This window comes from Methanoculleus marisnigri JR1 (genome assembly GCF_000015825.1).
In the GTDB taxonomy this organism is placed as follows: Archaea; Halobacteriota; Methanomicrobia; order Methanomicrobiales; family Methanoculleaceae; genus Methanoculleus; species Methanoculleus marisnigri.
Genome location: NC_009051.1, coordinates 1,165,297 through 1,191,562 on the forward strand (window position 1 = coordinate 1,165,297; position 26,266 = coordinate 1,191,562).

The 26,266-nt window shown below is 63.0% G+C and carries 24 protein-coding genes; 13 read left to right on the forward strand and 11 right to left on the reverse strand.

The window, feature by feature from the left end:
• Positions 1 to 3: 3 nt before the first annotated feature.
• Both MEMAR_RS05835 and MEMAR_RS05840 read right to left on the reverse strand, forming a co-directional pair.
• Positions 4 to 270: a DUF1922 domain-containing protein gene (locus tag MEMAR_RS05835; RefSeq protein WP_011844032.1), complete on the reverse strand. Its 267-nt coding sequence runs from the start codon at positions 268 to 270 to the stop codon at positions 4 to 6.
• Between the two features lie 551 nt (positions 271 to 821).
• A complete protein-coding gene (locus MEMAR_RS05840) occupies positions 822 to 2,363 on the reverse strand; it encodes an FAD-dependent oxidoreductase (RefSeq protein WP_011844033.1) in 1,542 nt (513 codons plus the stop codon).
• Between the two features lie 172 nt (positions 2,364 to 2,535).
• Between MEMAR_RS05840 and MEMAR_RS05845 the strand changes: the two genes are divergently transcribed.
• Together MEMAR_RS05845 and MEMAR_RS05855 are read left to right on the forward strand one after the other, a co-directional pair.
• Positions 2,536 to 3,798 (forward strand): glycosyltransferase, encoded by a 1,263-nt coding sequence (locus MEMAR_RS05845; RefSeq protein WP_245526660.1) that lies wholly within the window; start codon positions 2,536 to 2,538, stop codon positions 3,796 to 3,798.
• 475 nt (positions 3,799 to 4,273) lie between these two features.
• The gene (locus MEMAR_RS05855) at positions 4,274 to 5,023 is read left to right on the forward strand and encodes a coenzyme F420-0:L-glutamate ligase (RefSeq protein WP_011844036.1); all 750 of its coding nucleotides are present in this window, start codon (positions 4,274 to 4,276) and stop codon (positions 5,021 to 5,023) included.
• Here MEMAR_RS05855 and MEMAR_RS05860 read toward each other — a convergent pair.
• A complete protein-coding gene (locus tag MEMAR_RS05860; RefSeq protein WP_048063770.1) occupies positions 5,020 to 5,178 on the reverse strand; it encodes a preprotein translocase subunit Sec61beta in 159 nt (52 codons plus the stop codon). The two genes, MEMAR_RS05855 and MEMAR_RS05860, sit on opposite strands and share 4 nt — an antisense overlap.
• A gap of 44 nt (positions 5,179 to 5,222) precedes the next feature.
• Here MEMAR_RS05860 and MEMAR_RS05865 point away from each other — a divergent pair, with 44 nt between their 5' ends.
• From MEMAR_RS05865 to MEMAR_RS13120, 9 genes are all read left to right on the forward strand, one after another.
• Entirely contained in the window at positions 5,223 to 6,269 is a 1,047-nt protein-coding gene (locus MEMAR_RS05865) for an amidohydrolase family protein (RefSeq protein ID WP_011844037.1), read from the forward strand.
• 36 nt (positions 6,270 to 6,305) lie between these two features.
• A complete protein-coding gene (locus tag MEMAR_RS05870) occupies positions 6,306 to 6,734 on the forward strand; it encodes a universal stress protein (protein ID WP_011844038.1) in 429 nt (142 codons plus the stop codon).
• Positions 6,735 to 6,748: 14 nt separating this feature from the next.
• Positions 6,749 to 7,609 (forward strand): CBS domain-containing protein, encoded by an 861-nt coding sequence (locus MEMAR_RS05875; protein ID WP_048063771.1) that lies wholly within the window; start codon positions 6,749 to 6,751, stop codon positions 7,607 to 7,609.
• Between the two features lie 145 nt (positions 7,610 to 7,754).
• Entirely contained in the window at positions 7,755 to 8,399 is a 645-nt protein-coding gene (gene psmB, locus MEMAR_RS05880; RefSeq protein WP_011844040.1) for an archaeal proteasome endopeptidase complex subunit beta, read from the forward strand.
• A 20-nt stretch (positions 8,400 to 8,419) separates the two neighbouring features.
• Entirely contained in the window at positions 8,420 to 10,312 is a 1,893-nt protein-coding gene (locus MEMAR_RS05885; RefSeq protein WP_011844041.1) for a beta-CASP ribonuclease aCPSF1, read from the forward strand.
• A 2-nt stretch (positions 10,313 to 10,314) separates the two neighbouring features.
• Entirely contained in the window at positions 10,315 to 11,382 is a 1,068-nt protein-coding gene (locus tag MEMAR_RS05890; RefSeq protein ID WP_011844042.1) for an MFS transporter, read from the forward strand.
• A gap of 38 nt (positions 11,383 to 11,420) precedes the next feature.
• Positions 11,421 to 12,851 carry an aldehyde dehydrogenase family protein gene (locus tag MEMAR_RS05895; RefSeq protein WP_011844043.1) on the forward strand — a complete coding sequence of 477 codons (1,431 nt, stop codon included), beginning with the start codon at positions 11,421 to 11,423 and terminating at the stop codon, positions 12,849 to 12,851.
• A gap of 236 nt (positions 12,852 to 13,087) precedes the next feature.
• On the forward strand, positions 13,088 to 13,906 hold the full coding sequence (locus MEMAR_RS05900; protein WP_011844044.1) for a fasciclin domain-containing protein: 819 nt from the start codon (positions 13,088 to 13,090) through the stop codon (positions 13,904 to 13,906).
• 491 nt (positions 13,907 to 14,397) lie between these two features.
• Positions 14,398 to 16,620: a fasciclin domain-containing protein gene (locus tag MEMAR_RS13120; RefSeq protein ID WP_048063772.1), complete on the forward strand. Its 2,223-nt coding sequence runs from the start codon at positions 14,398 to 14,400 to the stop codon at positions 16,618 to 16,620.
• 129 nt (positions 16,621 to 16,749) lie between these two features.
• Here the strand turns inward: MEMAR_RS13120 and MEMAR_RS05910 are convergent, their stop codons facing one another.
• From MEMAR_RS05910 to MEMAR_RS05930, 5 genes are read right to left on the reverse strand one after another with little or no spacing between them, the layout of a single operon-like run.
• Positions 16,750 to 17,025 (reverse strand): hypothetical protein, encoded by a 276-nt coding sequence (locus MEMAR_RS05910; RefSeq protein WP_011844046.1) that lies wholly within the window; start codon positions 17,023 to 17,025, stop codon positions 16,750 to 16,752.
• A 4-nt stretch (positions 17,026 to 17,029) separates the two neighbouring features.
• Positions 17,030 to 17,365, reverse strand: a complete 336-nt coding sequence (locus tag MEMAR_RS05915; RefSeq protein WP_011844047.1) for a cupin domain-containing protein — start codon at positions 17,363 to 17,365, stop codon at positions 17,030 to 17,032.
• A gap of 41 nt (positions 17,366 to 17,406) precedes the next feature.
• Positions 17,407 to 18,189 carry a 4Fe-4S binding protein gene (locus MEMAR_RS05920; protein ID WP_011844048.1) on the reverse strand — a complete coding sequence of 261 codons (783 nt, stop codon included), beginning with the start codon at positions 18,187 to 18,189 and terminating at the stop codon, positions 17,407 to 17,409.
• Between the two features lie 6 nt (positions 18,190 to 18,195).
• Positions 18,196 to 18,534 carry a cupin domain-containing protein gene (locus MEMAR_RS05925; RefSeq protein ID WP_011844049.1) on the reverse strand — a complete coding sequence of 113 codons (339 nt, stop codon included), beginning with the start codon at positions 18,532 to 18,534 and terminating at the stop codon, positions 18,196 to 18,198.
• A 37-nt stretch (positions 18,535 to 18,571) separates the two neighbouring features.
• Entirely contained in the window at positions 18,572 to 19,354 is a 783-nt protein-coding gene (locus MEMAR_RS05930) for a DUF2115 domain-containing protein (protein ID WP_052291856.1), read from the reverse strand.
• A 69-nt stretch (positions 19,355 to 19,423) separates the two neighbouring features.
• Between MEMAR_RS05930 and MEMAR_RS05935 the strand changes: the two genes are divergently transcribed.
• The gene (locus MEMAR_RS05935; protein ID WP_011844051.1) at positions 19,424 to 20,257 is read left to right on the forward strand and encodes a TrmB family transcriptional regulator; all 834 of its coding nucleotides are present in this window, start codon (positions 19,424 to 19,426) and stop codon (positions 20,255 to 20,257) included.
• Here the strand turns inward: MEMAR_RS05935 and MEMAR_RS05940 are convergent.
• Positions 20,233 to 20,919 (reverse strand): nitrite/sulfite reductase domain-containing protein, encoded by a 687-nt coding sequence (locus MEMAR_RS05940; protein ID WP_011844052.1) that lies wholly within the window; start codon positions 20,917 to 20,919, stop codon positions 20,233 to 20,235. The genes MEMAR_RS05935 and MEMAR_RS05940 overlap by 25 nt on opposite strands.
• Positions 20,920 to 21,019: 100 nt before the next feature.
• Positions 21,020 to 21,382 carry a DUF488 domain-containing protein gene (locus tag MEMAR_RS05945; protein ID WP_011844053.1) on the reverse strand — a complete coding sequence of 121 codons (363 nt, stop codon included), beginning with the start codon at positions 21,380 to 21,382 and terminating at the stop codon, positions 21,020 to 21,022.
• 361 nt (positions 21,383 to 21,743) lie between these two features.
• On the opposite strand from MEMAR_RS05945, the gene MEMAR_RS05950 reads away from it, so the two are divergent.
• The gene (locus MEMAR_RS05950) at positions 21,744 to 22,106 is read left to right on the forward strand and encodes a hypothetical protein (protein ID WP_048063952.1); all 363 of its coding nucleotides are present in this window, start codon (positions 21,744 to 21,746) and stop codon (positions 22,104 to 22,106) included.
• Between the two features lie 206 nt (positions 22,107 to 22,312).
• Here MEMAR_RS05950 and MEMAR_RS05955 read toward each other — a convergent pair whose 3' ends face one another.
• Positions 22,313 to 26,152, reverse strand: a complete 3,840-nt coding sequence (locus MEMAR_RS05955) for an Ig-like domain-containing protein (RefSeq protein WP_011844054.1) — start codon at positions 26,150 to 26,152, stop codon at positions 22,313 to 22,315.
• Positions 26,153 to 26,266: the final 114 nt, after the last annotated feature.

Below are 26,266 nucleotides of genomic sequence, written 5' to 3' on the forward strand. Positions count from 1 at the left end.
CGGTCAGGCCCGGTTCTTCACCCACTGGGCATACTGCGCCCGTAACTGGCGGATGTCCTGTTCCGTAAGATCTTTTTTCCCCGTCTGGTGCAGATACGACTCAAGTTGCTCCACCACCTGTTCTGCATCCAGGAAGTCGTCGACGTCCAGGTAGACCGGCGCCCGCTGGACGTTGATCACCTCGCCGCACATCGGACAGAGCCTCCAGCGCTGGTAACGGTCGACGTAGTTGAAGGTCTTGCAGCCCGGACAGCGGATGACGAGGTACATGGTTAATGGGAGTTGTGCGGTCGGGCGAATTAATAGTTATCCATCCGGAGTTTTTCTGGCACCGGGGACCAGGTGGCGAAGGTCCTGTAGAGTGGATGTTGAGAAGGCTGAAGATCTTTGAAAAACGAAGGCAAGACGTTTTGGTTCTAAAACTTGGGCTCAAACTTTCTTCAGTTGAGTTCCTGACACGGATTTCGAGTGGATATCGCGCCTGGGGGGTGGGGACAAAGGGGAGTGCGAGCGCAGCGAGCATGAGAAACTCGAAGAGTTTCGAGGGGGGTGAGCCCCCCTCCCCACCTGACGGTGGTCGAGCTCCGGGCGTTCGCACCTAACGGTGCTCACGCTCCTACCCTCCGGCCAGTCGCGTTCCGCCCATCGCACTCCCCGTCAGCCCCTCCCCTAGGGGGGATATTCCCACGAAATCCGTGCCAAGCAAACCCGAAGGTCACATATGAGTGCCACCGGCGCGGGTGAGGTCTCTCCTCTCACCCCCTCTAGAAGATCATGTTCTGGACAACTCGTCCGTCACATCTCAGTTCCCTCTAATCCCCTCAACCTCCCCGCGGCTTGAGATCCTTCACCGCCGGCCCGTGGATCACCTTCCCGTCGGCATCGAACCGGGAGCCGTGACAGGGGCAGTCCCAGGTCTCTTCGGCGCTGTTCCACGCGGCGACGCACCCGAGATGGGTGCAGGTGGGGTTGACCGCGTGAACCCGCCCTTTCTCGTCCCGGAAGACGCCGGCCTTCTTGCCCTCGATCATCAGGACTCGCCCCTCGCCGGGTGCGACGTCCCGGAGATCCCCGGCCGGCCGGGATATCGCGCCGCCGATGTACTTCTCGGCCACCTCGATGTTGTGCGCGAGGAACCGCCGGGCCGATGCCGCCGGTTTGAACCGGTCGGGGGCGTAGACCTCCGCATGGGGGTTTTCGCGCCCCCGGATCATATCGGTGATGATTGTCGCGGCCGCGGTGCCGTTGGTCATTCCCCATTTCCTGAATCCGGTCGCGATGTAGACGTTCTCGTGGCCGGCGGCGAGCGGGCCGATGTAGGGGACGCCGTCGACGGTGATGTAGTCCTGCGCTGACCACCGGTAGTCGACGGACCGGAGCGGGTAGACCGACCGGGCGTAGGCCTCGAGGTCGCGGTAGTGCCTCCGCGTGTCCACGTCCTCGCCGGTCCGGTGCTCCATGCCGCCGACGATGACGAGTTCGCCGCCGTCGCCGGCAGGCTGCGACCGCCAGGAGTGGGCGGGACCATCGGCGTTGATGAACATCCCCTCGGGGAAGGGCTCGTCAAGCCGGACGCCGAGCGCGTAGGAGCGCGACGGCTCCATCCGGGCGAAGTAGAACCCGGGAGCATCGTAGAAGGGGTAGTGGGTCGCGAGAACCACGGTATCTGCCGTGACCGTTCCCGACGCCGTCCTGACCGTGCACCGCCCTCCGCCGTCCTGCACCTCGAGCGCCCGGGTATTTTCGTAGATCCGGCTCCCGTCGCCGGGAATCAGCGAAGCCAGGTGCAGGAGGTAGTTCACCGGGTGGAACTGCGCCTGGTTCTCGAAGACCACCGCGCCGTAACTCCGGGCGGAGAGCGGGATATCCTCCGTGAACGCCGCCGGGAGCCCGAGACTCCGTGCCGCGTCCGCCTCGTCCGCGACCTTCTCCCGGGCCTCTTCCGTCTCAGCGTAGGTGCAGGCCGGTTTTCTCGCGAAGTCGCAGGCGATGCCGTACTCCCGGACGAGGGACGCTACCGTCTCGATCGCCGCCTGGTTCGCTTCGGCGTACTGCTGCGCGGGCCTGCCCCCGAACCGGTCGATGAGTTCCTTGTAGATCAGCCGGTGGAGCGCCGTGACCTTCGCCGTCGTATGCCCGGTCACCCCCTGACAGATCCGGTTCCCCTCAAGCAGGGTGACCGCGTAACCGGCCCGTTTGAGCAGGACGGCGGTGGTGATCCCGGTGATGCCGCCGCCCACGACCGCCACGTCGGTCTCCAGGTTCCCCGGCAGCGGGGGATGCGGCGTCTCCGCCGCGGTAGTCTCCATCCAGAACGACCCGTGCCTGCCCGGCAGGCCATATGCACCCGGCCCATGCTCCATACGTCCAGCCTCCTTCTGCCCGCCCGGCCCGCAGTTCGGGCGGCGGCGGGCGGTCAGCATTATGCCGGGAGCATATATAGGTATGGAACGCGCCTCCCCTCTGCACCCGTCCGGTTGTTCCGCAGGGCACGCCGCCGGGAGCGGCGGGGCCTCCCCGCCGTTACGCATAAGAATGATCGCGAGCATGGGGGATGCGATCAGGATGAGCGTAATCCACACTATCGACGACTATGAGCGGTACATCGGCAAAGAGGCCGTGCGCCGCATTAAAGAGAAAGCACGGCCGCTCCGTGACATGCACGTCATGCACATGAACTCCACCTACTACGGCGGCGGGGTCTCCCAGATTCTTTCGTCCCTGACGCTCCTGATGAACAGCCTCGGGATACAGACCGGGTGGCGCGTCGTCCACGGCCCCCCGGACTTCTTCAGCGTGACGAAGAAGTTCCATAACGCGCTGCAGGGTGGCGAGATCAACATGACCGGCCGCAAGAAGGAGATCTACGAGAGCGTCATTCACGAGAACGCCATTCGAAACCACCTCGATCACGACGTGGTCTTCATCCACGACCCGCAGCCGCTCCCGCTGATCACCCATTACCGGAAGAAGAGCCCCTGGGTGTGGCGCTGCCACCTCGACCTCACCGCACCGAACCGGAAGGTCTGGAACTACCTCGTCCCGTTCATCGAGCGGTATGACGCCGTTGTCCTCTCCTGCGGGGAGTACCGGCGGGATCTCGGAAAACCCCAGGTCTTCTTCACGCCCGGGATCGATCCCTTCTCCATCGTGAACAAGGACCTCTCCGAGAGCGCCATCGACGAGCGCCTCGAGCATTACGGCATCCCGACCGATCTCCCTTTGGTCGTGCAGATCTCCCGGTTCGACCGCTGGAAGGATCCCGAAGGGGTCATCCGGGCGTTCCAGAAGGCCCGGAAGGAGGAGGAGTGCACCCTGGTTCTCGTCGGGAACGTCGCGACCGACGACCCGGAGGGCGCGGAGGTCTACCGGTCGCTTCTCGCCCACAGGAACGAGCGGATCATCGTCAAGAGCGTCCAGGACGGTGCGCTCGTGAACGCGCTCCAGCGCCGGGCCGCGGTCGTTCTCCAGAAGTCCATCCGGGAGGGGTTCGGGCTGACGGTATCGGAGGCGATGTGGAAGGGCGCGGCGGTGATCGGCGGGAACGTCGGCGGCATCCGCCAGCAGATAGAGGACGGGAAGAGCGGGTTCCTGGTCTCGTCCGTCGACGAGGCGGCGGATCGGATCGTCCGGCTGCTCCGCGACCCCGATCTCCGCGACCGTATGGGCAACGCAGCGCGTGAGCGGGTGCGGGAGCACTTCCTCTTCACCCGCACGGTCGAGCAGTACCTCGACCTGATCGGCTCGTTCGAGCCGGAGTTCCGGCTGAGGGAGGACGGGGTTTTGTCGTGCGGGTGAGCGAGGGGGTGTTGGGGGGCGGGTCTGGAGTGTTGGTGGTGCAGGAGGCGGGTTTCCTTGCCTGTGTACCTGGTGGTGCTCAAACTCATGTCCTGTGGGCAGGGGTTCCTATCTAAATCGTCTGTCCCTATGCACGGCTTTCGAGGGGATATCGCGTTTGGGGGAGGGGCTGACGGGGAGGGGGGAGTATTCCCCCCTCCCCTGTCCCCACCCCCCTCTCGGCGATAGCCCCACGGTTCACGGTACCGGGCTTGTTCCTCGCTTCGGCCATTTTGTCTGTCACATAGTGAAAGTCGTCGCCCTTCTCGAACATCTGTTGGAACGTCGCAACTCTCGCCCGGCGGTGCTTGAACTCCCGTCGTTCCGACAGTCGCATCCGCCCGAGCCCATAATCCCCGCAATCCCCCGCCATCTCCTGTGAAAGAAACCCGAGCATTTTTCTGCAAGCGGAGACGACCACTGATCCGTGAGTCCAATGGATATCCAGGTAATCGGTGTTCGGGACCTTCCCCTGATCCGGAAAGGAGACGATCTCCCCGCCCTGATCTGTGAAAAGGTCGCGTTCGAGGACGGGGACATCCTCGCCGTCGCCTCGTCCGTCTACTCGAAGGCGAAGGGCTTCACCCGCGATCTCTCCGCCATCACCCCCGGCGCGGACGCCGTGCGGATCGCGGCAAAGACGAAAGAGGACCCGCGCTTCGTACAGGCGGTGCTGGACTCGTCCACCGATATCCTGCTCGAACACCCGTTCATCCTCTCCGAACTGCCGTCCGGCCACATCGGCGTCCGGGCGGGCGTCGACCACAGCAACGTCGAAGACGGCCGGATCATCATCCTCCCGCCCGACCCTATGGCGGCCGCCGCCGAAGTCCGGGACGCCATCCGCCGCATCACCGGCAAAAACGTCCGGGTTATCGTCACCGACACCTGCGGGCGGGCGTTCCGGCGCGGCCAGACCGGCATCGCCATCGGCTGGGCGGGCATGACGGCCATCGACGACTACCGGGGCGACACCGACCTCTTCGGCCACGTCCTTGAGATCACCGAAGAAGCGGTCGTCGACGAGGTTGCAGCCTTCGCGAACTTCGTCATGGGCGAGAGCCACCAGGGCGTTCCCGCGGTGGTGTTCCGGAACTGCCGGGCGTGGAACGGACACGATAACGTCTACTTCATGCCGGAAGAGGACATCATCAGGACTGCTTTGAAGGGGAACAAAAAGGATTAGAAGAGGGCATTGAGAACAAAGACTGCCGCTCCGATCACGACGGTTATCACGATGACGGCTATCGGGCTGATATGGATGGCCCGGTGATCGTCGCTGTCGTAATAATTGACCAGGCCGGCAGAGGATACCAGTCTTCCGCCAGATTTCTTCGCCATACTGAAATATTCTCCCTTGCAATATATAAAACAGAGGTTCGGATATGCAGGAAGCCAAACCCTACGTCGTCACCGGCCGTGCGCTCCTCGGCGAAGACCTCCGGGAAGAAGACGTCACCATCACCGTCTCGGAGGGGATCGTCACCTCGATAGAGCCCGCTTCCCGGACGCCCGGGAGGTGGATCGTGCCCGCCTTCTTCAACGCCCACACGCATCTCGGCGACACCGTCGCGATGGATCTCCCCGCCCGGGGCAGCCTCGCCGACCTCGTCAAGCCCCCGAACGGCCTGAAACACCGGGTCCTCGCGGCGACCCCGCGGGCCGAACTCGTCCGGGGGATGCGTGCGAGCATCACCGGGATGCTCGCGACCGGGACAACGGGGTTCGCCGATTTCAGGGAAGGCGGGCCCGAGGGCGTCGCGGCGCTCCGCGAGGCGGCGGCCGGGCTCGACTGCCGCCCGGTCATCCTCGGCCGCGAAGGAGGGGAGGAGGTGAGCGACGGCGCGGGCATCAGCAGCGTTCACGATGTCGCGAACGCCGAAGAGATCGTCGGGGAAGCGCGGGCGGGAGGGAAACTCGTCGCCTTCCACGCGGGCGAGAAAAACCCGGACGATATCGACGACGCGCTCGCGTTCGAGCCCGACCTGCTCGTCCACTGCACCCACGCGACGGATGCGCACCTCCGCCGGATCGTCGACATGGACATCCCCGTCGCCGTCTGCCCGAGATCGAACTGGCTGCTCGGGGTCGCGGCGTCGGCGGCCCGCCCGCCTATCACGCGGATCCTCGAACTCGGGGGCCGGCTCTACCTCGGGACGGACAACGTTATGTTCGTTCAACCCGACATGCTCCGGGAGATGGCGTTTACCGCGACCGTCTACCGCGCGCGCCCCGAAGAGATCCTCCGCGCCGCGGTGTCGGGGGCCGGGTTGGCGGGGATGTCGGGGTACCTCGAGGAAGGGCAGAAAGCAAATTTCCTGGTCATCAATCCTCTAAAAAACAATATTTCCTTCAGCAGGGACATCAGGACGACCATCGTAAAACGGCTGGATTCTTCATCTATTTGCCAAACAGTTTTAACCATGCAATAGAAATCAGATAAGAAGTGTCTGTTCTGCGTGGTGTGTATGTTCCGTAAGATACTCGTTGCTATGGACGGCTCCGAACCGGCCAACCGGGCGTTTGAGACAGCTCTCGGTGAGGCCGGCGTCTGGAAAGCCGAAGTTCACGTTGTGTATGTGGTCGAATCCGGGCTATTTTCTTCCCTTCCCATGGACAACACACTCGAGATCATCTACAGTGTTTTGCAAAAGGAAGGTGAGGATGTTCTTGAAGCGGCTCGTAAGAAAGCGGATGCGGCGGGAGTATCACTCGTCACGCATCTGCGGCAGGGGCACGCGGGGTCCCAGATCATCTCTCTCGCCGAAGAGCTGGGCACCGATCTCATCGTCCTCGGCTCCTACGGGAAGAGCGGTGTCGACCGGCTCCTGCTCGGGAGCGTGACCGACTACGTGGTGCAAAACAGCCCCATCACGACGACGGTGGTGAGATCATAACCTCTCTGCAGCAGATGTTCGTCCGGGACTTCATGATAACCGACGTCGTCTGCGTCGAGATCCCCGGAAACCGGGACGATGTCCTGCGTATCCTGAAACGCACGGGGATCAGCGGCGTCCCTGTCCTCAAAGACGGCGAGCTCGTCGGCATCATCACCCGTAAGGATCTCCTCCGCAAGGCCGAAGAGACCCAGCTCGGGCTCCTGATGACGCCCGACCCGGTCGTCATCCGGCCGGACGCCCCCATCTCGGAGGCGGCCCAGCTGATGGTGCGCCACAACATCAGGAGGCTTCCCGTCCTCCAGGACGGGAAGATGGTCGGGCTGATCAGCGTGGCCGATCTCATCGGCGCCGTTGCCCAGCTCCGCATCACCCTCCCCATCAAGGAGAACTACGTCAGCAAGACCTACGCCCTCTGGGAGGAGACACCCCTCTCGCTCGTCGGGAGAGTCCTCGAGATCTCGGGTTACGACGCCATCCCCGTCCTGATGGAGGACGGCACGCTCACCGGGATCATATCGGAGCGGGATCTCATCAGGCATTCCCGCATCGAGGACGGTGTCGAGGTCAGCGACTTCTCGAACGGCACGGACGATGACGAATGGACGTGGGAGAGCATCCGGGACATGCACACCATCAGTTACGGCATCTCCAAGATCCAGCTCCTCCCGATCCCCGTGAAGAACGCGATGGTGAAGAACGTCCTCGCCGTCCCCCTGAACGCCGAGGTCGGCGAATGCGCACTGAAGATGCGGCGGGCCCGGGTCGACCAGCTCCCGGTGGTCAACGGGAACAAGCGGCTTGTCGCCATGCTCTTCGACCGTGAGCTGATAAAGGTGCTGCTGCCTGACCAGCAGGCCGTGCGAAAGAATTAAGGGGCAACATTCATATAATATACAGATGCCTATCCCTGTCGTGCCGTGACCCGGTACGGCGATAAATTTATGTTTTATGATATCGCTATACGCTTAACCGCTTTTGAGCGAGATAAGGCGTTTTAATGGTTTTAGGGGTGCTTCAATGCTTGATACTTCCCAGGAAATAATGAAAGGTACAACTACCGTAGGACTGATCTTCGATGGCGGCGTGGTCCTTGCAACGGAGATGCGAGCGACGATGGGGAACATGATCGCAAGCAAGCGTGCGAAGAAGATCTACCAGATCACGCCGAGGATCGGCCTCACGACCGCCGGCGGCGTCGGCGACGCACAGCAGCTCGTCCGGATCCTGCAGGTCGAGTGCAACCTCTTCGAGATGCGCCGCGGCAAGACCATGTCTGTCGGTGCCGCATCGACCCTGCTCTCGAACTACCTGAACCAGAACCGCTACTATCCCTACTACGTCCAGCTCCTGATGGGCGGGTTCGACGACGAGGGGCCGAGCGTCTACTCCGTCGACGCCATGGGCGGGGCGACCAAGGAAGAGGATATCGTCGCCACCGGCTCGGGCTCCCCCTTCGCCTACGGCGTGCTCGAAGACCAGTATCGGGCCGGCATGAAGGAGGACGACGCGAAGGATCTCGCCGTCCGTGCCGTCAGATCGGCGATGCGTCGTGACTCCGCATCCGGCGAGGATATCATGGTGGTCGTGATCACGAAGGACAAATATGAAGAACACATCGAGAGCGGGTTGCAGAGGCCATCGGCAGCCCGCCCAACACTCTGATATTTTTTAGGACGATTTTAATGGTTATCGAAGAGAAACTCCAGGAGCTTAAGGAGCAGATCAACAAGATTGTTCCCGGTGGAATTACCATCTCGAACGTCGAGTTTGAAGGTCCCGAGCTCGTTATCTACACCGACGATCCGAAACTGTTTGCCGATCAGGCAGACCTGATAAAAATACTGGCACGCGATCTCAGAAAGCGGATCGTCGTGCGCCCGAATATCCTTGAAGACCCGGAGCGGGCCGCCCAGGAGATCCGGGCGGTCGTGCCGGAGAACGCGGGGATCACCGACCTCTTCTTCGACCCGGAGACCGGCGAGGTCCTGATCGAGGCGGAGAAGCCCGGTGTGGTCATCGGCAAGAACGGGGTAACCCTCCGGGAGATCACGAAACAGATCGGCTGGACGCCGAAGGTTGTCCGGACGCCGCCCATCGAGAGCACGACGGTGAAGCAGATCCGTACCTATCTCCGGTCGGTGAAGGACGAGCGCAAAGCATTTCTGCGGGCGATCGGCCGCCGCATCCACCGTGAGGTCACGAGCAAAGACCAGTGGCTGCGGGTCACGACGCTCGGGTGCTGCCGCGAGGTCGGCCGCGCTGCGTTCCTGATATCGACACCGGAGAGCAAGATCCTGGTCGACTGCGGCGAAAAGCCGGGCAGCACCACGAACGGGACGCCGTACCTCTATGTGCCCGAGATCTACCCGCTCAACACGCTCGATGCAGTGGTGCTCACCCACGCGCACCTCGACCACTGCGCCCTCGTCCCGCTCCTGTATAAGTACGGTTACGAAGGCCCGGTCTACTCGACGGCGCCGACGAGGGATCTCTCGACGATGCTCCAGCTCGACTACCTGGACGTCGTCAGAAAGGAGACGGACAGGATCCCCTACACCTCGAACGAGGTGCGGACCTACATGAAACACTCCATCACCCTCAACTACGGCAGCGTGACCGACATCGCACCCGACGTCAAACTCACCTTCCATAACGCGGGGCATATCCTCGGGTCGGCCATCGCGCACTTCCATATCGGCGAGGGGCTCTACAACATCGCGTTCACCGGCGACTTCAACTACCAGAAGTCACGGCTGTTCTCCCCGGCGGTCTCGTCCTTCCCGCGGCTCGAGGCGCTCTTCATGGAGAGCACCTACGGCGGGTCGAACGACTTCCAGCCCCAGAGGAAAGAGGCGGAGGACAAGCTCTACGAGACGGTTTCGACGACGATCAAGCGCGGCGGCAAGGTGATCATTCCCGCGTTCGCCGTCGGGCGGTCGCAGGAGGTCATGCTCGCCCTCGAGGAGGGTATCCGGCGGCAGAAGATCCCGCCGGTCAAGATCTACCTCGACGGCATGATCAAGGAAGCGACGGCGATCCACACGACCTACCCGGAGTACCTTAACAGCGATCTCCGAAACCAGATCTTCCGCGAAGGACTGAACCCCTTCCTCTCCGAGGCGTTCGTCCAGGTGGACTCGCCGGCCATCCGTGAGAAGGTGGTAACGGGCGATCCCTGCGTCATCATCACGACGAGTGGTATGTTAAACGGCGGGCCGGTGATGGAGTACCTCAAGGCTCTCGGCCCCGACGAGCGCAACTCGCTCATCTTCGTCGGCTACCAGGCGGACGGGACGCTCGGGCGGCGCATCCAGAAGGGCTGGCGCGAGATCCCGCTCGGCTGGCGCGAGACGATCGTGATCAACCTCGAGATCGCGACGAGCGACGGGTTCTCCGGTCACTCCGACCGCAAACAGTTGATGAACTACGTTGCTCACCTTCAGCCGCGCCCGGAGAAGATCTTCACCATCCACGGCGACGAGAACAAGACCATCGACCTTGCAAGTTCCATCTACAAGCGCCACCGTATCGAGACGCATTCTCCCATGAACCTTGAGACGTATCGTATGATCTAGGAATGCTGCAAAAACTCCCCATCCTCCTCGGGATATTCGTGGTGATGGCGCTCTCGAACGCCGTCGTCCCGGTGCTTCCCGATTTTGCCGAGGGGGCGGCACTGCAGGGCGTGGTCTACTCCGCATACTTTTTGGGCGCGTTTCTGACGGTGCTGCCGGCGGGGCTTGCAAGCGACCGGATCGGAAGCGTGCCCCTCATCCGCACCGGGCTTCTCCTGACTCTTGCAAGCGGCGTCCTCATCCTGCTCTTTCCATCAGGCCTGCCGCTCCTCGTCTTCCGGGTGATCGAGGGGATTGGGGCGGGGCTCTTCCTCTCGGCGGCGCTCGCGTGGGCGAACTCCCAGACTCCGGCCGGGCAGCTCAGCGGCTACGTCATGGCGGCCTTGAACCTCGGTCTGGTCGTGGGACTTCTCGCGACGGGCTGGCTCGATGCGGCCTTCGACAGCCATCTTGCGGGGATTGCCCTCTTTACGGTGCTTGCAATCCCCGCGGCCGCAATGAGCCTCGTCGTCCGGGAGAGCGAGCGCGTGGGGTTTGCGAAGGCGGATTTCGCAGGGATCGTGCGGAACTATTTCTGGCTCTTTGCAGCGGCGGTCGTTCTCGTGGGGATGACCGGGGCGGTGGCGGCCGTCTACCCCGAGTACACCGGGAACGACTCGTCGGTGCTCGCCCTGCAGCTCGCGACAATCAACATCGCGACCGTCGTTGCCCTGCTCGTCACCCCCCGGATCAATTTCCGTCCTGCCCCGACCATCCGGGCCGCCTCGCTCCTGATGGCGGCGGCGGTGCTGGCGGGCTACTTCACGCCCTATGCCTTCCCCGCCATCGGGGCCCTGTCGGGCGTGTTCATCGTCGCGGTTCTCGCGTTCCTCGCGGAGACGAAGATCGAGCAGGGCGTGATGACCGGGCTCTTCAACACCGCGTCCTACGCCGGGTTCACGTTCCTCTCCGCCCTTGCGGGGCTGGTGGCCGGAGGGATCGGGTTCCTGGCCGCATTCGTCCTGCTGGCCGGGATGGCGGTGGCGGTGGCCGTCCCCATCGGCAGGTGCCGGTGCGAGTATCGCGGGTGACGGAGCGCATATTACCCCTCCCGTCCATAGGATCATCCATGAAGATGATGATCGGCGGCGAGCGGCGCGATTCGGTCTCCGGCAGGGTATTTCCGGTGCACAACCCCGCGACGGGCGACGTGGTCGGTGAAGCGCCGCTCGGCGGCGAGGACGATGTTTTAGCCGCGATCGAGGCCGCCGGGGAGGCGTTTCCCGACTGGGCCGCGAAGAGCCCGAGGGATCGGGCGAAGATCCTCTTCTTTGCGGCAGAAGAGGTCCGGCGCAGGAACACCGACCTTGCGGCGCTCCTGACCGCCGAACAGGGCAAGCCCATCCGCGAGGCGGTCGACGAGATCAACGGGTTTGCAAACATCCTCGAGTACTATCACGCCCTCTCGGCGGGGCTCCGGGGCGAGTTCGCGAACCTCAAGGGCTACGGCCGGGTTACGGTCCGGAGACGCCCGCTCGGCATCTGCGGCGCGATCATCCCCTGGAATATGCCGGCGATCATCATGGGCTGGAAGATAGGTGCGGCTCTCGCGGCGGGGAACACGATGGTCTTGAAGCCCGCCCGAACCGCCCCGCTGACCTGCATGAGGCTCGCGGAGATCCTCGGGGAGGCGGGTCTCCCGCCGGGGGTCTTAAACGTCGTCACCGGGCCGGGGGAGACGGTCGGCCGGGAGATCGCGAGGAACCCAGGCGTTCGGAAGGTCTCGTTCACCGGGGAGGTCGGGACCGGGAGGCAGGTCGCCCTTGACGCCGCCCCTGCGATGAAGCGGCTGACGCTGGAACTCGGGGGGAGCGATCCGATGATCGTCTGTGACGATGCCGATATCGGAGCGGCGGTCGAGGGGGTCATCCGGGGACGTTACTACAACTGCGGCCAGGTCTGCACGGCGGTCAAAAGGCTCTACGTCTCTGACTCGATCGCGGACGAGTTTGTCCGGCGGCTGACGGCGAGGGTCGAGACGTTCGTGGTCGGGAACGGCATGGACCGCGGCGTCGGGATGGGCCCGCTGAACAACCGGGCGGGCTTAAATCGGGTCGTTAATATTGTCGATGCCGCCCGGGAGCGGGACGAGGGGAAGATCGTCGCGGGAGGGCGGGCGCCCGAAGGGGAGCAGTACAAGCGCGGCCTCTTCTTCCTGCCGACGCTCATTACCGGTGTTCCGCACGACTCCGTCCTCTTCTCCGAGGAGATCTTCGGCCCGGTGCTGCCGATCGCCGCCGTTTCCGGTCTCGACGAGGCGCTCGAGCTCGCGAACAATTCCCGTTACGGCCTCGGGGCGTCGGTATGGACCCGGAACGCGGACACGATCGCCCGGGCGACGGAAGAACTCGAGGCGGGGATCGTCTGGGTCAACCAGCACCTGAGGATCCCGCCGGAGGTGCCGTTCGGGGGGACGAAGGCGAGCGGCATCGGCAGGGAGAACGGCAGCCGGGCGCTCGAGGAGTACACGGAGGAGAAGGCCGTGCTGGTGCGGCTGTAGGGGCTAAAATCGCCGGCAAGCCCCGTTGATGGCGGCACACGAGACGGAGAACCTTCCCCGGCGCGATGAGAGGTTTGCGGGTCATGCTTCGTCCGGGCGGTCGGTGTCAGGGTTCCCGGTGTATCGGAAAATATGTTTGCGATGCCTTTTGGGCAATCGGGATTTTTATTAAGAATATAGCAAAATTTATATAATTCAGTGCCTATCCTCACCCTCTCCCAAGGGGGGATGGTAGTATGAGACGATGGATAACTCTATGCGCGTGCATTCTTGCTCTTCTTGCGATGCCGTTTGCCGTAACGGCGGCGGTAATCGGAGACGAGAATGCAACGGCGACGCCCATGGGCGAGACCGGGCAGATGGATAACCAGACGGCGAACATGACGATTGCCGCCTACATCGAGCAGGACGAGAACCTGACACGGCTGGCCGAAGCAGTCGCCGTGGCGGGGCTCTACGACACCCTGAACGGCGAGGGCCCGTACACGGTCTTTGCCCCGAGCAACGAGGCGTTCGACGCTCTCGGGAACGACACCGTGAACCAGCTCATGAACGAGACCGACAACCTGACGATGGTTCTCCAGTATCACGTCGTCGAGGGCGAGTACCTGTCGGCGAACTTCACCAACATGACCGATGAGCAGGCCGGACAGGAGAACCAGACTGCCGGAAACGAGTCCGAAGGCGGTGTGCTTGATATCTTCAGCGGGCTTCTCGGCGGCGAGAACGAGACCGCGAGCGAGAACATGAGCACGCTCGTCACGCTTGCCGGCGAGGACCTGAACGTCTCCGCCACCGACGGCGAGGTCATGGTCGAGAACGCCACCGTCACCGTGGCGGACATCAACACGACGAACGGCGTGATCCATATCATCGACCTGGTGCTGGTGCCGCCGGGCGTGAACCTGACGGCGGGCGGGGAGACACCGACCACGATGCCGGCCGGGGAGACGCCGACCACGCCGATGGGTGAGATGACCACGATGCCGGTCGGGGAGACACCGGCCGCGACGATGGCCGAGAACCAGAGCGCCCTGATAGGCATCGTACAGTGATGTAGAGCACGGCAGAGGGCGGCAGGCGCCGCTGGTCTGCCTTCGAGGCTTCCGGACGGCACTCGAGTGCCGTTCGGCTGCAACACCTCTCTATTTTTTTCTCTTACCACAACCTGCGGATATTGCCGGGTTGTTTCGTTTCTTTGAACAGCAGGCCGGAGCCCGGAGCGCCCGGAGTGCCCGGAGCGCGAATCGGAGACATTCCAGAGATTGTCTTCTTCTCCTTTCGCCGATAGGGTGATGCCGCCGGGTGACGAACGTGTGGGGGGAATTGCCCCGATGCAGGCCGTGATTTTTCCAGGTCGGCTTTTGTGGATTATTATCATAATATTTTTATATTACCACGCTCATTCCTCTGCTCGCAAGGGGGGATATGTATGAGACGACCTGTATTGTTCGGTTTGTGCATCATTCTCTTCCTATCAATCTCTGCTGCAAGTGTAGCGGTCTCGATTGGAGGAGGACCTGTTGAACTGAACCCTGATGAGACTGTGAACATCACACCGGTAAACAGTACCGAAACCTACGAGGTGCCGCAGACGACAGTGCTTGGAGCACTTGATGCTGCCTCGATCCTCGGATCATTCGAGTACCAGGTTGCTGAAGACCTGCCTCTGGATGAGGAAAACCTCAGCATTCTATCGATTACCGACATTGAAAACGAGATTGTGAACGAGACTCCGAACAACTGGACCTTCTGGGTCAACGACGAGCAGGCCACGACAGGGCCCGCGGTGACGAACCTCACCGACGGGGACAACCTGACCTTCTCCTACGGGCCCCCGTCGCACACCCTGGAAAACGCCACGTATACCCTGATGGTGAACGTGACCGTTCTTGGGGCGGTTGTTACTCCGACGCCGACGGTGAACGTCACTCCGACGCCGGGAGCGAATGTGACGCCCTTCGTCAACGTCTCCGATCAGCCGATCGAGAACGATACGGTGATCGTTGACAACGCCACGATCAACCAGACGGGTTGGGCGGACATCCACGCGGACCTGAACGGAACGCCCGGGCCGATCATCGGCTACAGCCAGATCACCGAAGGCGTAAATGAGAACGTTTCCGTGGAGATCGAGGTCGAGAACGCCACGCCGGTGCTCTATGCCATGCTTCACATCGATGCGGGAGAGCCGGGCGTCCATGAGTTCCCGGGCCCCGACGTGCCGATCCTGGTGAACGGAAGCCCCGTCCAGCAGGCCTTCAACGTGACCGGGGGGCTGCCCGAAGAGAACGTTACGCCGACCCCAACGGTGAACGTTACGCCGAGTCCGACGGTGAACGTTACGCCGAGTCCGACGGTGAACGTTACGCCGAGTCCGACGGTGAACGTTACGCCGACACCGACGGTGAACGTTACGCCGAGTCCGACGGTGAACGTTACGCCGAGTCCGACGGTGAACGTTACGCCGAGTCCGACGGTGAACGTTACGCCGACACCGACGGTGAACGTCACGCCGACACCAACGGTGAACGTTACGCCGAGTCCGACAGTGAACGTTACGCCGAGTCCGACACCCGGTGCGAACATCACCGAACAGATCGTCGAGGGCCTTTCGGACCAGGAGAACCTGACGACGTTCGTTGAAGCGGTGAACAACTCCACTATCGGCGAGGAACTCGACGAGAACGAGAGTTACGTGATGTGCGCTCCGACCGACGATGCGTTTTCCGGGCTGGGCAACCGGACGCTCTCGGTGATCATGGGCGACACGATGCTCTTAAACAAGATCCTCAGTTACCATGTCATCCAGGGTGATTACACGATCGAAGAGCTCGTGCAACTCTGCGAGAATTCGACCGACGGGCAGATCTCCCTGCCGACCGCTGAAGGATCGGAGGTTAATGTCTCGCTCACCGAGGACGGTCAGCTGACCATCAACAACATCATCGTTGTGACCCAGATCCAGATCACGAACTACATCGTGGTCTACGTGATCGACGGTGTCCTGGTTCCGCCGGACACCCCGATCCCAACCCCAACACCGACAGTGACACCAACCGCGACACCAACGGTGAACGTTACGCCGAGTCCGACGGTGAACGTTACGCCGACTCCGACGGTGAACGTTACGCCGACTCCGACGGTGAACGTTACGCCGACACCAACGGTGAACGTTACGCCGACTCCGACGGTGAACGTTACGCCGACTCCGACGGTGAACGTGACCCCGACGCCGACAACGCCGGAGGAGACCATGGATCTCCAGCTCTATGAAGGCTGGAACTTCGTCTCTATCCCGAGATCGCTCTCTGCGGGAAACGATACCGCAGCGTCGGTCTTTGCGGACGTCGACACCGGCGGGCGGTCGATCTACACCCATACCCCGGCAGGCGGCTTCGAGCCCCTGGGCGAGAGCGAGATCCTGGAAGTCCTTGAGGGATACTGGGTCTACTCGACCGAGGAGACGACCGTGCAGCTGATGCTCAGCACCGACCCGGTGAGGGCACCCGCACTGAAGACGCTCAGCCCGGGCTGGAACGCCATCGGCTACTCCGACCTGACGGAGCGCAGTGCGGACGAGGCGCTCATATCGGTGGAAGACAACTGGGTCTACGTCGTCGGCTACGATGCAGAAGAGCAGAGTTACCGGCCGGCGCTCATCAACAATGTGACCGGTGACCAGGGGGAGAACCAGAGACTCTCCCCGACCGAGGGTTACTGGCTGTTCGTGCGCGAGGATGGCAGACTGGCTGCCATCAGCGCCTGACCTTTTTTTTGGCGGTTTTGCCTTCCGGGCAGCCAAAATCGAAGAACCGGTCTTCGGGAAGAAGCCCGGTGAGAAAAGAATCTTCCGCGGAGGAGGAATGGCGCCGGAAACCGTCCCGGTACCGGCCGCTTACTCCGGTGTTGCCGTATACTCCCGCATCAGTGCGTCGCCGTAGGCTTCCCTCTTCTTTGTCGGGATGTAGTTGAACTCCCCGGCTCTCCTGAGGAGCTCGGCGCGAATCGCGGCGTCGTCCGCGAGATGCAGGTCCCGCACGCCGTCGACGATGAAGTCGAGCTGGTTGACGCCGGTCTCCTTCCCGTCCACGAGGATCGTCTTGATCTTGATCGCGTCCGGCCGGACCCCGCCGCAGACGGTGCAGTAGTCGCCTTCCTTCTCGTTCGTCACGCTCTCACTCCCGTATCATCGTGAGCGACATCTTGAACCGGGTTATGGCCGAGAGGGCGTGGGGGACGTTCGCCGGGAAGATGATCGTCTCGCCCTCGCGCATCTGGTGCGTCTCGCCCGCCACCCAGACCTCGCACTCCCCGTCCAGGATCGTCACCACCGCATCGTAGGGCGCGGTGTGCTCCGAGAGCCCCTCGTCCTCGTCGAACGAGAAGAGGGTGATGCTTCCCACCGGTTTGTTGACGATCATCCTGCTTGCCACGGTCCCGTCCTGGTAGGCGACGAGATCCGCCAGCCGGAGGACCTTCCCCCGCAACTCGGCACGCTTCTCTTCAGACACTGTTGCACCAGCCTTTATGATACTCTGCTGCTCCTTCCTATCTACCCTTCCCTTTTCGCCCTCGTGTAGACGAGCGCCCCGTCAACCGGGCAGGCGTCCGTGCACCGGCCGCAGAGGTAGCACTCGCCGGCTCCGGCGGACGGGTTCGCCGCCCCGGTCGGGCACGCCCGCTCGCATTTCCCGCAGCCGATGCAGGCCTCCGTCCTCCTGATCCGGTAGACGGCCTTTGATGCTGCGGGGGCGAGCAGTGCGCCGTAGGGACAGACGTAGCGGCAGAACGGCCGGTAGACGACGGCGGAGAGGAGGACGATCCCGAGGAAGACGAAGAACGAGACGCTCGCGACCGCGAGGTTGAAGAAGGCCGGGAGGCCCATGAGCGCAAGAAGGTTCACCGAGAGCCCGAGGCCGGCGGCGAGGAAGACGACGAAGACGCCCGCCCTGACCGCCGTCGGGACACGGCTTTCGGCGCGGCCGCGCTTCTTCACCGGCACGAGGTACATGAATTCCTGGACGGCGCCCGCCGGGCAGACCTGCCCGCAGACGATCCGGCCGAATACGAGGGTGAGGCCGATGAAGGCGAGCAGTCCCGCGATTGCCATCGGGAGCGGCGACCCGAGCGCCGCCGCGTCCCGGAGGACGAGGGCCTGGAACTGGTAGGGGAAGACCGGCGCAAAGACCAGGAACCCGAAGAACACCGAGGCTGCGAGGAACGGCACCGCACGGCGCCGGGTGAACCGGCCCGAGTACCAGAGCCATGCGAGGGCGGCAAACGCGATGATGCCGTAGATGAACCCTGCGGCCTTCGGGATAGATTCGATGACCATCTATCCTCACAGCAGCCGCGTCCCGGTCGTCGGTCGCGGGATCTTCACCACCAGCACCCGGAAGGTGCCGTCGCTCTCGTTCATCCAGCGGTGCGGGATCTTTGCCGGGCTCTCGACCAGGCGGTCCTTTCCGACCTGGGCGCGCTCGTCGCCGATCTCGACGATCCCCGTGCCCTCGAGGACGTAGAAGAAGACGTCCACCGGGGTGATGTGTTTCTTGAGCGATTCGCCGGGGTTAAGCGTGATCACCACCGCCGTCGCGTGCTCGGTGTCGTAGACCTTCCGGGCGTCGACATGGTGCGGGTTCTCGCCGATCGGTTCCTGTGCTACATCAACGATTTTCATTGCATTCATCTCCAGAGTCTCCTCTCTCCTGAGGTAGTTAACCTTTGTAGTTCGTCCAGTAGTTCGCGAGGCACTCCCGCCGCCTCCGCTCCTGCCGGCGGGCCCGCATCTCCGGGAAGGTAGGTTCCGTGCTCTGGACCGCCGGGCAGTAGGGGCAGAGGGCGAACGGTACGTCGTCGGCCAGGTCCCTGACCGGGCAGAGGTAGGTCCCCTCCCATTCGTCGACGATCTGCCCGCCGGGGAACGGGGTGCCGACGGGATGAGCGGGTTCTTCCACGACGAAGATGGTGAACGCGGAGAGGAGGTACTTCAGGTAGAGGTACTTCGGGTCCTTCTCCCGCGCTTTTGCCGTGCAGGCCTCCGCCACCATCGAGCAGTAGGCGGAGAGCGCCGGGGCGGGGGGGCCATCCAGTTCGCGGCCGCCGCTGTTCCGGGAGAGGAGAACCAGGCGGTGGTGCGCCCCGAAGATCTCTTCCCTGACGCTCGATAGAAGGCGGTCGCGGTAGTCCTCCGGGAGGTGGGCGACTTTGCGCTCGAACCGGGCGTTCATCGCCTCGAGGTCGCGGAGGTCGTATGCCGCAGTTTCGTCCGCGATGATCCGGAGGAGATCGCCCTTCGTCTTCGCCTCCTGCATCCGGCGGCACGCCGCCCGGATGGCCGCCGCCGATACTGTTTCTCCGCGTCCCGCTTCCTCGCCGCCGTCCTCGGCGAAGGTGTCGATGAGGAGGGAGCTGACCTCGTCGGGGCCGGTCCCGGAACGGGTGCCGCCTTTCCTGCCGACGAACCGCTTGATACCTTCAAGAATTGCTCTTAGCCGCATGGTCGAAGATCTTAGGGAGTATGGAACGCACGAAGGTTTAACTCTCGTGTAACTCTCATAGTAACAATTATGGACGACCTGATCCGGAGCCTCACGGCGCTCGGGCTGACGGCGTACGAAGCCCGGGTCTACGCCGCCCTCGTCGGGATCGGCGAGGGGAGCGCCCGCCAGATCCACGAGGCGAGCGGCGTCCCGCGCCCCAGGGTCTACGACATCGCCGAAGGGCTTGCCGGCCGGGGTTTCATCACCGTCCGGCGGGGGAGCCCCCACATCTACATCCCGGCCGAGCCCGCCGTCGTCATCCACCACCTGAAGAGTGCCGTGGATGCCGCGGCGACGGCGGCGGTGCAGGGTCTCGACGCCCTCTCGCTCGACGCCCGGGCGAAGAACTCGCCGATCTGGTACGTGCAGGGGGAGTGGAGCATCCGGCGCCACGCGGAGTCGCTTGCCGGCGGCGTCGTCCGCGACCTTGCCGTCGTCTGCCTGGACTACCGGGAGATCGGCGAGTTCGCCCGCCTGATCGCCGGTGCGTCGCGGGACCACCCGGTGAGCGTCCTCCTCCCGAACGGGAAGCGCGGGATCAAAAAGCCGCTCGGGGACGCGTCCCTCTACGTCCCGAAGCCCTTCTGCACCTTCTTTCAGGAGAACATCTTCGAGAAGGTCTACTGCGGCCCCATCCCGGTGGACGGGTCGGCGTTCCTGCTCGAGTACATCTTCATCGCCGACGACCGTGTCTGCATGATCGTCTACCGCCAGGACGCCGTCCGTAACGCCGTGGTGATCACCCTGCCGTTCATCACCTGCGTTCAACGGCAGTTCGTCAACCGGATGATCGCGAACGCCGACTGCATCGGCGGCCCCCTTCCGCGAAACCCCGATCAGGCGGAGTCGAGCGGGATGTAGGGGGCGAAGGTCAGGACGTCGCTTTTGACGGCGTCGAACCCGACCCGCTCGACGAACCGTGCGGTCCGCTCTCCCGGTTTGGCGTTCTCCCGGTAGTACTCGAGCAGCCGGCGGACCAGATCGATGGCCTGATCTTTCGTGAGGTCTTTTGCGGCGACGTCGCCGATCCGGGGGCGGCCGCCGGAGTTGCCCCCGAAGATGACCGTCCAGCCTTTTGCGTTCCCCATGAGCCCGATGTCCCGGAGGTAACTCTCGCCGCAGCACCGGGGGCACCCCGAGACTCCCATCTTGAGTTTTGCCGGCAGGTTCATGTCCTGGTAGAGTTCCTCGACCTCGAGCCCGAGGCCCAGGGAATCCTGTTTGCCGTATTTGCAGGTCACCGTCCCGGGGCATGCCTGGACGTAGTGGACGCAGGGTGCGGTCGCCTGCCCGACGGTCATCCCGAGCTCGTTCCAGATGCTCTCGACGTCCTCTTCTTTGATGCCCACGAGCACCATCCGCTGCCCCGACGTCATCTTGATGACGGGGATCTCGTAGCGCCTGACGACCTTGACGATGCTCTCCAGGTGCTCCGGGCTGACGATCCCCGCGGGGGTTCTCGGCACGATCGCGTAGGACATTTTGTCTCTCTGGAGGATTGCTCCTCTGGGTCCGTTTTCCATGTTCTTGTCACCTCTCCGGCAGTTTCGGGTGCGCCGGATACGATCCAGCCATCGCTGTCCGGAGGTAAAAGCATGCTGTCACCGTGCGGGGTACACCCGTTCAGGAACTTCTGCCGGCGATCTCTTCCTCGATATACCGTTTCAGCGCCACGGCGTTGTTGTGCTCCTCGTCCCGTGCGGCGTAGAGGAGCGTGACGGTTGCGTCAGTCGCCTCCTGCCGGAGCCGGGCGAGTTTTTCCTCTTTTCCTTCGAGTTCGGCCCGATAGCGCCGGAGAAATTCCTCCCACTTCGCCGGGTCGTGTCCGAACCACCGGCGCAGTTCGCTCGACGGTGCAAGATCCTTCTCCCACCGGTCGAGCGACGCCTTCTCTTTCGAGACGCCTCTCGGCCATATCCGGTCGACGAGAACCCGGGTGCCGTCGTCTTTTGAGGGCTCTTTGTAGATCCTCTTTGTACGTAGCATGGGCGGATGTGCGGCGGCCTCTCACTTAACCCTGTTCCTGCCTTGATGGACGGGGTCTGCGCGAACGCCCTGGCGGTCGAGGAGATCTTCGTGGGCGAGACCATCACCGGCCCGGCGGAGCGACCTATACCTTCATCGCGCCGGACGAGTCCGGCACGTATTTCTTCCGGTGCGACGTCCATCCGCAGCAGATGACCGGGTACTTCATCGTAAAGTGATATCTTCTCAAAATGTCTTACTCGCTTGCCGCGTTCCGGATGGGCGGGATTCAGGGGGGTCTGCGCCCTGAACGGAGGTTTCCGGCGGCAGGGACCCGAACTGAGGATAAATTATAAGTAATATGTGCGTGATGCCCCCTCCCATGAGGCCAATCGCAGTACTTCTGGCGGTGCTCCTCATCCTGGGTGTGGGCATACTGGCGGCAGGATGCACCATGCCGGGTGGAGACGGAACCCAGCAGACCCCGATGGAGACCGGGACCCCGATGGAAACGGAGACCCCGATGGAGACCGGGACCCCGATGGAGACCGGGACCCCGATGGAAACGGAGACCCCGATGGAAACGGAGACCCCGATGGAAACGGAGACCCCGATGGAAACGGAGACCCCGATGGAAACGGAGACCCCGATGGAAACGGAGACCCCGATGGAAACGGAGACCCCGATGGAAACGGAGACCCCGATGGAAACGGAGACCCCGATGGAGACCGGGACCCTGCCCTGAGCCGGGATGACCGCAGCGGTCGGTCAGACAGGTTACCGACGCAGCCGAACAGGCCGCATTGATGGTGCGGCCCCACTTTTTTCTCACGCATTCCCGTGGAAGGAGCGTCGAGGTAATTGCAAAATTGCCTTCTGCACCGTCCGTCTTCGCAAAGCAGCCTCACAGGAGACGCGTCCGCGATGCCGGATCAAAAAAAGAGTTAGGGTTCAGCGCCGCTTCCTCGCCCAGAGGAGGAAGGCCAGCGGTGCGAGGAGGGGCGCGTAGACGAGCGGTGCCGTAGGTGTCGTCGCCGGCACGGTGGTCGGCTCCGTCGTTACGTTTCCGGTAACCTCAGGTGTCCCGGTAACTTCCGCTGTGATGTTCAACTCCTCCGCCGATGCGATCACGCTCACGGGTGACGCAATGATGGCGAAGATGGAGAACCCGGGGGTGGTTGCCCGGAAGTTGTACTTGCTGTTCTCTTCGCCGATCACTTCGGTCTCCAGGGACTCCCAGATGCCGTTGACGTAGCGCATGAGGACAACGTCCTCCGCGGTCGCGTTGTGGCTTTCAAGCCAGTTGGCAGGGACGCTAAAGAATACCGTCGCGTTGCCGATCTGGTTTTGGCTCACCCATTGGGGGGTGATCTCGATGTACTCGTAGACGTCGCCAGCGGGAGGCTCCGCAGCCGAGGACGCTTTTGCCTTCTTCACGGTCAGCATCATCTTCGGGATGGTGCTGGCTGCCGTGACGTTCACGCTGCTGACCGATGTGACGCTGATATCCGAGAAGGTGAACGTCTCGCCGCTTCTCAGGTTCTCACGTATCCCTGCGGAGAAGGAGGGAGTGCTGTCACCGCCGCCACTGCTGCCACCGCTGCCGCCGCTGCCGGGGGTGGGTTCAGGTGCAACGGTTGCCGAGACGGTGACTGCTGCTGTTTCTGCCACGTCGCCTACCGATGCCGTTACGTCCGTCGATCCCTCTGCAAACGCTCCAAAGAGGCCGGCCCGGTCGATCGTGCCGACCTCAGGGTTGGAGGACGACCAGGTTACCCTGATCCAGTCCATCTCGTTGTCGCGCTGGTCAAAGACGGTTGCCGTGAACGCTTGGGTCTCTTCGGGCAGGATCGTGGCCGTGGGCGGTTCGATCTCGATCCGCGTTGCGACCTGCGACGATTCGACGGTCACGGTCGCGGTCCCGGTCTCGTTGTCTGCAGTAGCGGTGATGGTCGCTGTGCCTTCGGTAAGCGCGCTGAAGAGTCCGTCGGCATCGATGGTGCCAACGGCCTCGTCGCTGCTTGTCCAGTTCACCGTGGGATCGGATGCGTTGTCCTGCAGGTCATATACGGTCGCGGTGAACTGCCACTCGTCCCCCAGGTCCAGGATGATCGCCGACGGGGAGACCGCAACGCCCGAGGTTGACGTGGTGACGGTTACCGCCGCGGTCCCGGTTATGTTTCCTGCCGCTGCGGTGATGGTCGTCGTGCCGTCGGCAACCGCGGAGAAGACGCCGTCCGCATCGATGGTCCCGACGGTCTCATCGCTGCCTGTCCAGTTGATCTCGACGTCGGTCATGCTGGTGCCGAACTGGTCGAAAGCGGTCGCGGTGAATGTCGCGGTGTCATTTTCGGCGAGCGTGATTGCCGATGGTGCGACAGCGATGCTGGCGAGAGCCGGCTCTTCGTCGTTGACGGTGATGGTCGCCGTCGCGGTTACGTTCTCTGCCGTTGCGGTGACGTCCGCCGTGCCTTCGGCGAGGGCGGTGAAGGTACCGTTTGCGTCGATCGTGCCGACGGTCTCATCGCTGCTCGTCCAGGCGATCTCAACGTCGGTCATGACGGCGCCGTCCTCGTCACGAGCGGTCACGATGAACAGCTGGGTATCGCCGATCGCGAGGGTGGCCTCGGGCGGTGTGATCCGGATGCTCTCCAGGACCGGTTCAGCCGGCTCTTCTTCGTTGACGGTGACGAGCGCCGATGCGGATGCATTGCCCGCCGTTGCAGTGACGGCCGTTATACCCGCGGCAAGGGCGGTGAAGGTACCGTTCGCGTCGATCGTGCCGATGGTCTCGTTGCTGCTCGCCCATTCGATCTCAGCCTCCGGCAGTTCGGCGTCGAACTGGTCATAGACCGTCGCGGAGAAGTTTACCGTCCCGTTGACCGTGGCGGCGGTTGTGAGCGGTGTGATCTCGATCCGCGTTGCGGTCGGATCACCCGTCGCTCCGGCGGTGACGGTGACGGTAGCTTCTCCGGTTACGTTCTCCGCCGTTGCGGTAACGTCCGCCGTACCTTCGGCGAGAGCGGTGAAAACTCCGTCCGCGTCGATCGTGCCGACGGTCTCGTTGCTGCTCGCCCATTCGACATCGATGCCGGTCATGGCGCTGCCGAACTGGTCGCGAACGGTTGCCGTGAACGCTTCAGTCTCGCCGATCGCGAGCGTGGCTGTGGTCGATGTGACCTCGATGCGATCGATGACCAGCTCTTCGGCACTGACGGTGACGGTTGCGGTTTCGGTTGCGTTGCCTGCCGTTGCCGTGACGTCTGCCGTGCCCTCAGCATGAGCGGTGAAGACACCCTCCGTACTGACCGTGCCGACGGTCTCATCGCTGCTCGCCCATTCGACCGCAACCTCCGACATTTCTTCGTCGAACTGATCAAAGACAATTGCGGAGAACTCCACCGTCCCGTTGATCGCGAGCGTGGCCGTGGTCGGTGTGATCTCGATGCGTGTTGCAGCCGGGTCGGTCGGCTCTTCGCCGTTGACCGTGACGGTAGCTTCTCCGGTTACGCCCTCCGCCGTTGCGGTGACGTCCGCCGTGCCTTCGGCGAGGGCGGTGAAGACTCCGTCCGCGTCGATCGTGCCGACGGTCTCGTTGCTGCTCGCCCATTCGACATCGATGCCGGTCATGGTCACGCCGTCCTGGTCGAGAACGGTTGCCGTGAACGCTTCAGTCTCGTCGACCGCGAGCGTGGGCGTGGTCGGTGTGACCGTGATGGTCGTTACAACCGGCTCGCTCGATTCTGACCCGTAGATGAAGATGTAGATGTTCGAGTTAATGCCCGTGCCTCTCTGCCAGACGATCGTGTTGCCGCTGGCGGCCGGGTAGAGTTGTTCATCGTAGATATCCTCGGGCGCGAATACGGACATCTCCTCCCCGCCGGTGGCAAGGTCGTACATGTAGATGCCCCGCGGCCCATCCTGCATGTCCTCCCAGGCGATGATGTTCTCGCTGAGCGCCGGCGAGACCTGATAATTAGGGGCGTTTGTGATCTGCTGCTCCCCGCCGGAGGGATTATCGAGGTCCATCAGGTAGATCTCGGGATCCTGGATGCCGGATCTGTTAAGGTAACACTCCCAGGCTATCTGGCTCCCGTAGAGCGAGGGCCAGGAGTGGCGGAGCCCGGTCCCGGACACCTGCATCTTCGTCTCGTCCGCGATGTCGTAGTACCAGGCCCGTTCGTCCGCCTTTTCTATCCAGGCGACGTACTTCTCCGAGAGCGCGGGCTTGACCCCGGTAGCCCCGTCGGGAATCGTTGTCTTTGCGTCAGCGTCGATGGTGGCCTTCACGGCCCCGGCGGCGATGTCGTAGAGGACGATCTTCGTGTCGCCGCTACTGTCGTCGTACCAGGCGACGTAGTTCCCGCGGACGATGGGCAGCCACTGATCGCCTGTGTCGGTGGTGAGTTGTGTCTCTTCACCCGTCGAGCGCTGATAGAGGTAGATGTCCCAGTTCCCGTTGCGGTCATCCTGCCAGACGATGTAGTCGCCCGAGATGGACGGTTTCTCCTGCGAGGCGTCATCGGATGTTATCCTCTCGCCGACGCGGGTGGTGGTTAACGGTGGTTTGTTCCGGAATTCGTCTACGGTTCCAAAGTAGATGTCTTTGTTACCGTTTCGATCGTCTTCCCAGACGATCATGTCGCCGTCGATATCAGGACGTTCCTGCGCGTTTACGAAGGGGCGATAGATCTCCTCCCCCGACGCCGCTTCCACCGCCATAACCGGCGAGGTCAACAGCCCGATGATAACGACTGCGCACAACAGTGCCAGATACGTGTGTTTTGTCATTCGTTTCCCCCCTTTGCACGAATCGCTCTCCACCTGCGGGTCCGTGGGTGCCTACCTGCCGGTAGGCGCGAACGGACTGGCCAAGGCGGGCGCTTACCGGAGCACCCGACAGGT

Coding starts and splice junctions, on each gene's coding strand:
- MEMAR_RS05895 (WP_011844043.1), top strand. CDS start 11,421: ATGAAGATGATGATCGGCGGCGAGCGGCGCGATTCGGTCTCCGGCAGG.
- MEMAR_RS05890 (WP_011844042.1), top strand. CDS start 10,315: ATGCTGCAAAAACTCCCCATCCTCCTCGGGATATTCGTGGTGATGGCG.
- MEMAR_RS05860 (WP_048063770.1), bottom strand. CDS start 5,178: ATGGCGAAGAAATCTGGCGGAAGACTGGTATCCTCTGCCGGCCTGGTC.
- MEMAR_RS05950 (WP_048063952.1), top strand. CDS start 21,744: ATGAGGCCAATCGCAGTACTTCTGGCGGTGCTCCTCATCCTGGGTGTG.
- MEMAR_RS05845 (WP_245526660.1), top strand. CDS start 2,536: ATGATCGCGAGCATGGGGGATGCGATCAGGATGAGCGTAATCCACACT.
- MEMAR_RS05875 (WP_048063771.1), top strand. CDS start 6,749: ATGTTCGTCCGGGACTTCATGATAACCGACGTCGTCTGCGTCGAGATC.
- MEMAR_RS05855 (WP_011844036.1), top strand. CDS start 4,274: ATGGATATCCAGGTAATCGGTGTTCGGGACCTTCCCCTGATCCGGAAA.
- MEMAR_RS05945 (WP_011844053.1), bottom strand. CDS start 21,382: ATGCTACGTACAAAGAGGATCTACAAAGAGCCCTCAAAAGACGACGGC.
- MEMAR_RS05935 (WP_011844051.1), top strand. CDS start 19,424: ATGGACGACCTGATCCGGAGCCTCACGGCGCTCGGGCTGACGGCGTAC.
- MEMAR_RS05900 (WP_011844044.1), top strand. CDS start 13,088: ATGAGACGATGGATAACTCTATGCGCGTGCATTCTTGCTCTTCTTGCG.
- MEMAR_RS05920 (WP_011844048.1), bottom strand. CDS start 18,189: ATGGTCATCGAATCTATCCCGAAGGCCGCAGGGTTCATCTACGGCATC.
- MEMAR_RS05925 (WP_011844049.1), bottom strand. CDS start 18,534: ATGAAAATCGTTGATGTAGCACAGGAACCGATCGGCGAGAACCCGCAC.
- MEMAR_RS05835 (WP_011844032.1), bottom strand. CDS start 270: ATGTACCTCGTCATCCGCTGTCCGGGCTGCAAGACCTTCAACTACGTC.
- MEMAR_RS05955 (WP_011844054.1), bottom strand. CDS start 26,152: ATGACAAAACACACGTATCTGGCACTGTTGTGCGCAGTCGTTATCATC.
- MEMAR_RS05930 (WP_052291856.1), bottom strand. CDS start 19,354: ATGCGGCTAAGAGCAATTCTTGAAGGTATCAAGCGGTTCGTCGGCAGG.
- MEMAR_RS05865 (WP_011844037.1), top strand. CDS start 5,223: ATGCAGGAAGCCAAACCCTACGTCGTCACCGGCCGTGCGCTCCTCGGC.
- MEMAR_RS05885 (WP_011844041.1), top strand. CDS start 8,420: ATGGTTATCGAAGAGAAACTCCAGGAGCTTAAGGAGCAGATCAACAAG.
- psmB (WP_011844040.1), top strand. CDS start 7,755: ATGCTTGATACTTCCCAGGAAATAATGAAAGGTACAACTACCGTAGGA.
- MEMAR_RS05870 (WP_011844038.1), top strand. CDS start 6,306: ATGTTCCGTAAGATACTCGTTGCTATGGACGGCTCCGAACCGGCCAAC.
- MEMAR_RS05840 (WP_011844033.1), bottom strand. CDS start 2,363: ATGGAGCATGGGCCGGGTGCATATGGCCTGCCGGGCAGGCACGGGTCG.
- MEMAR_RS05940 (WP_011844052.1), bottom strand. CDS start 20,919: ATGGAAAACGGACCCAGAGGAGCAATCCTCCAGAGAGACAAAATGTCC.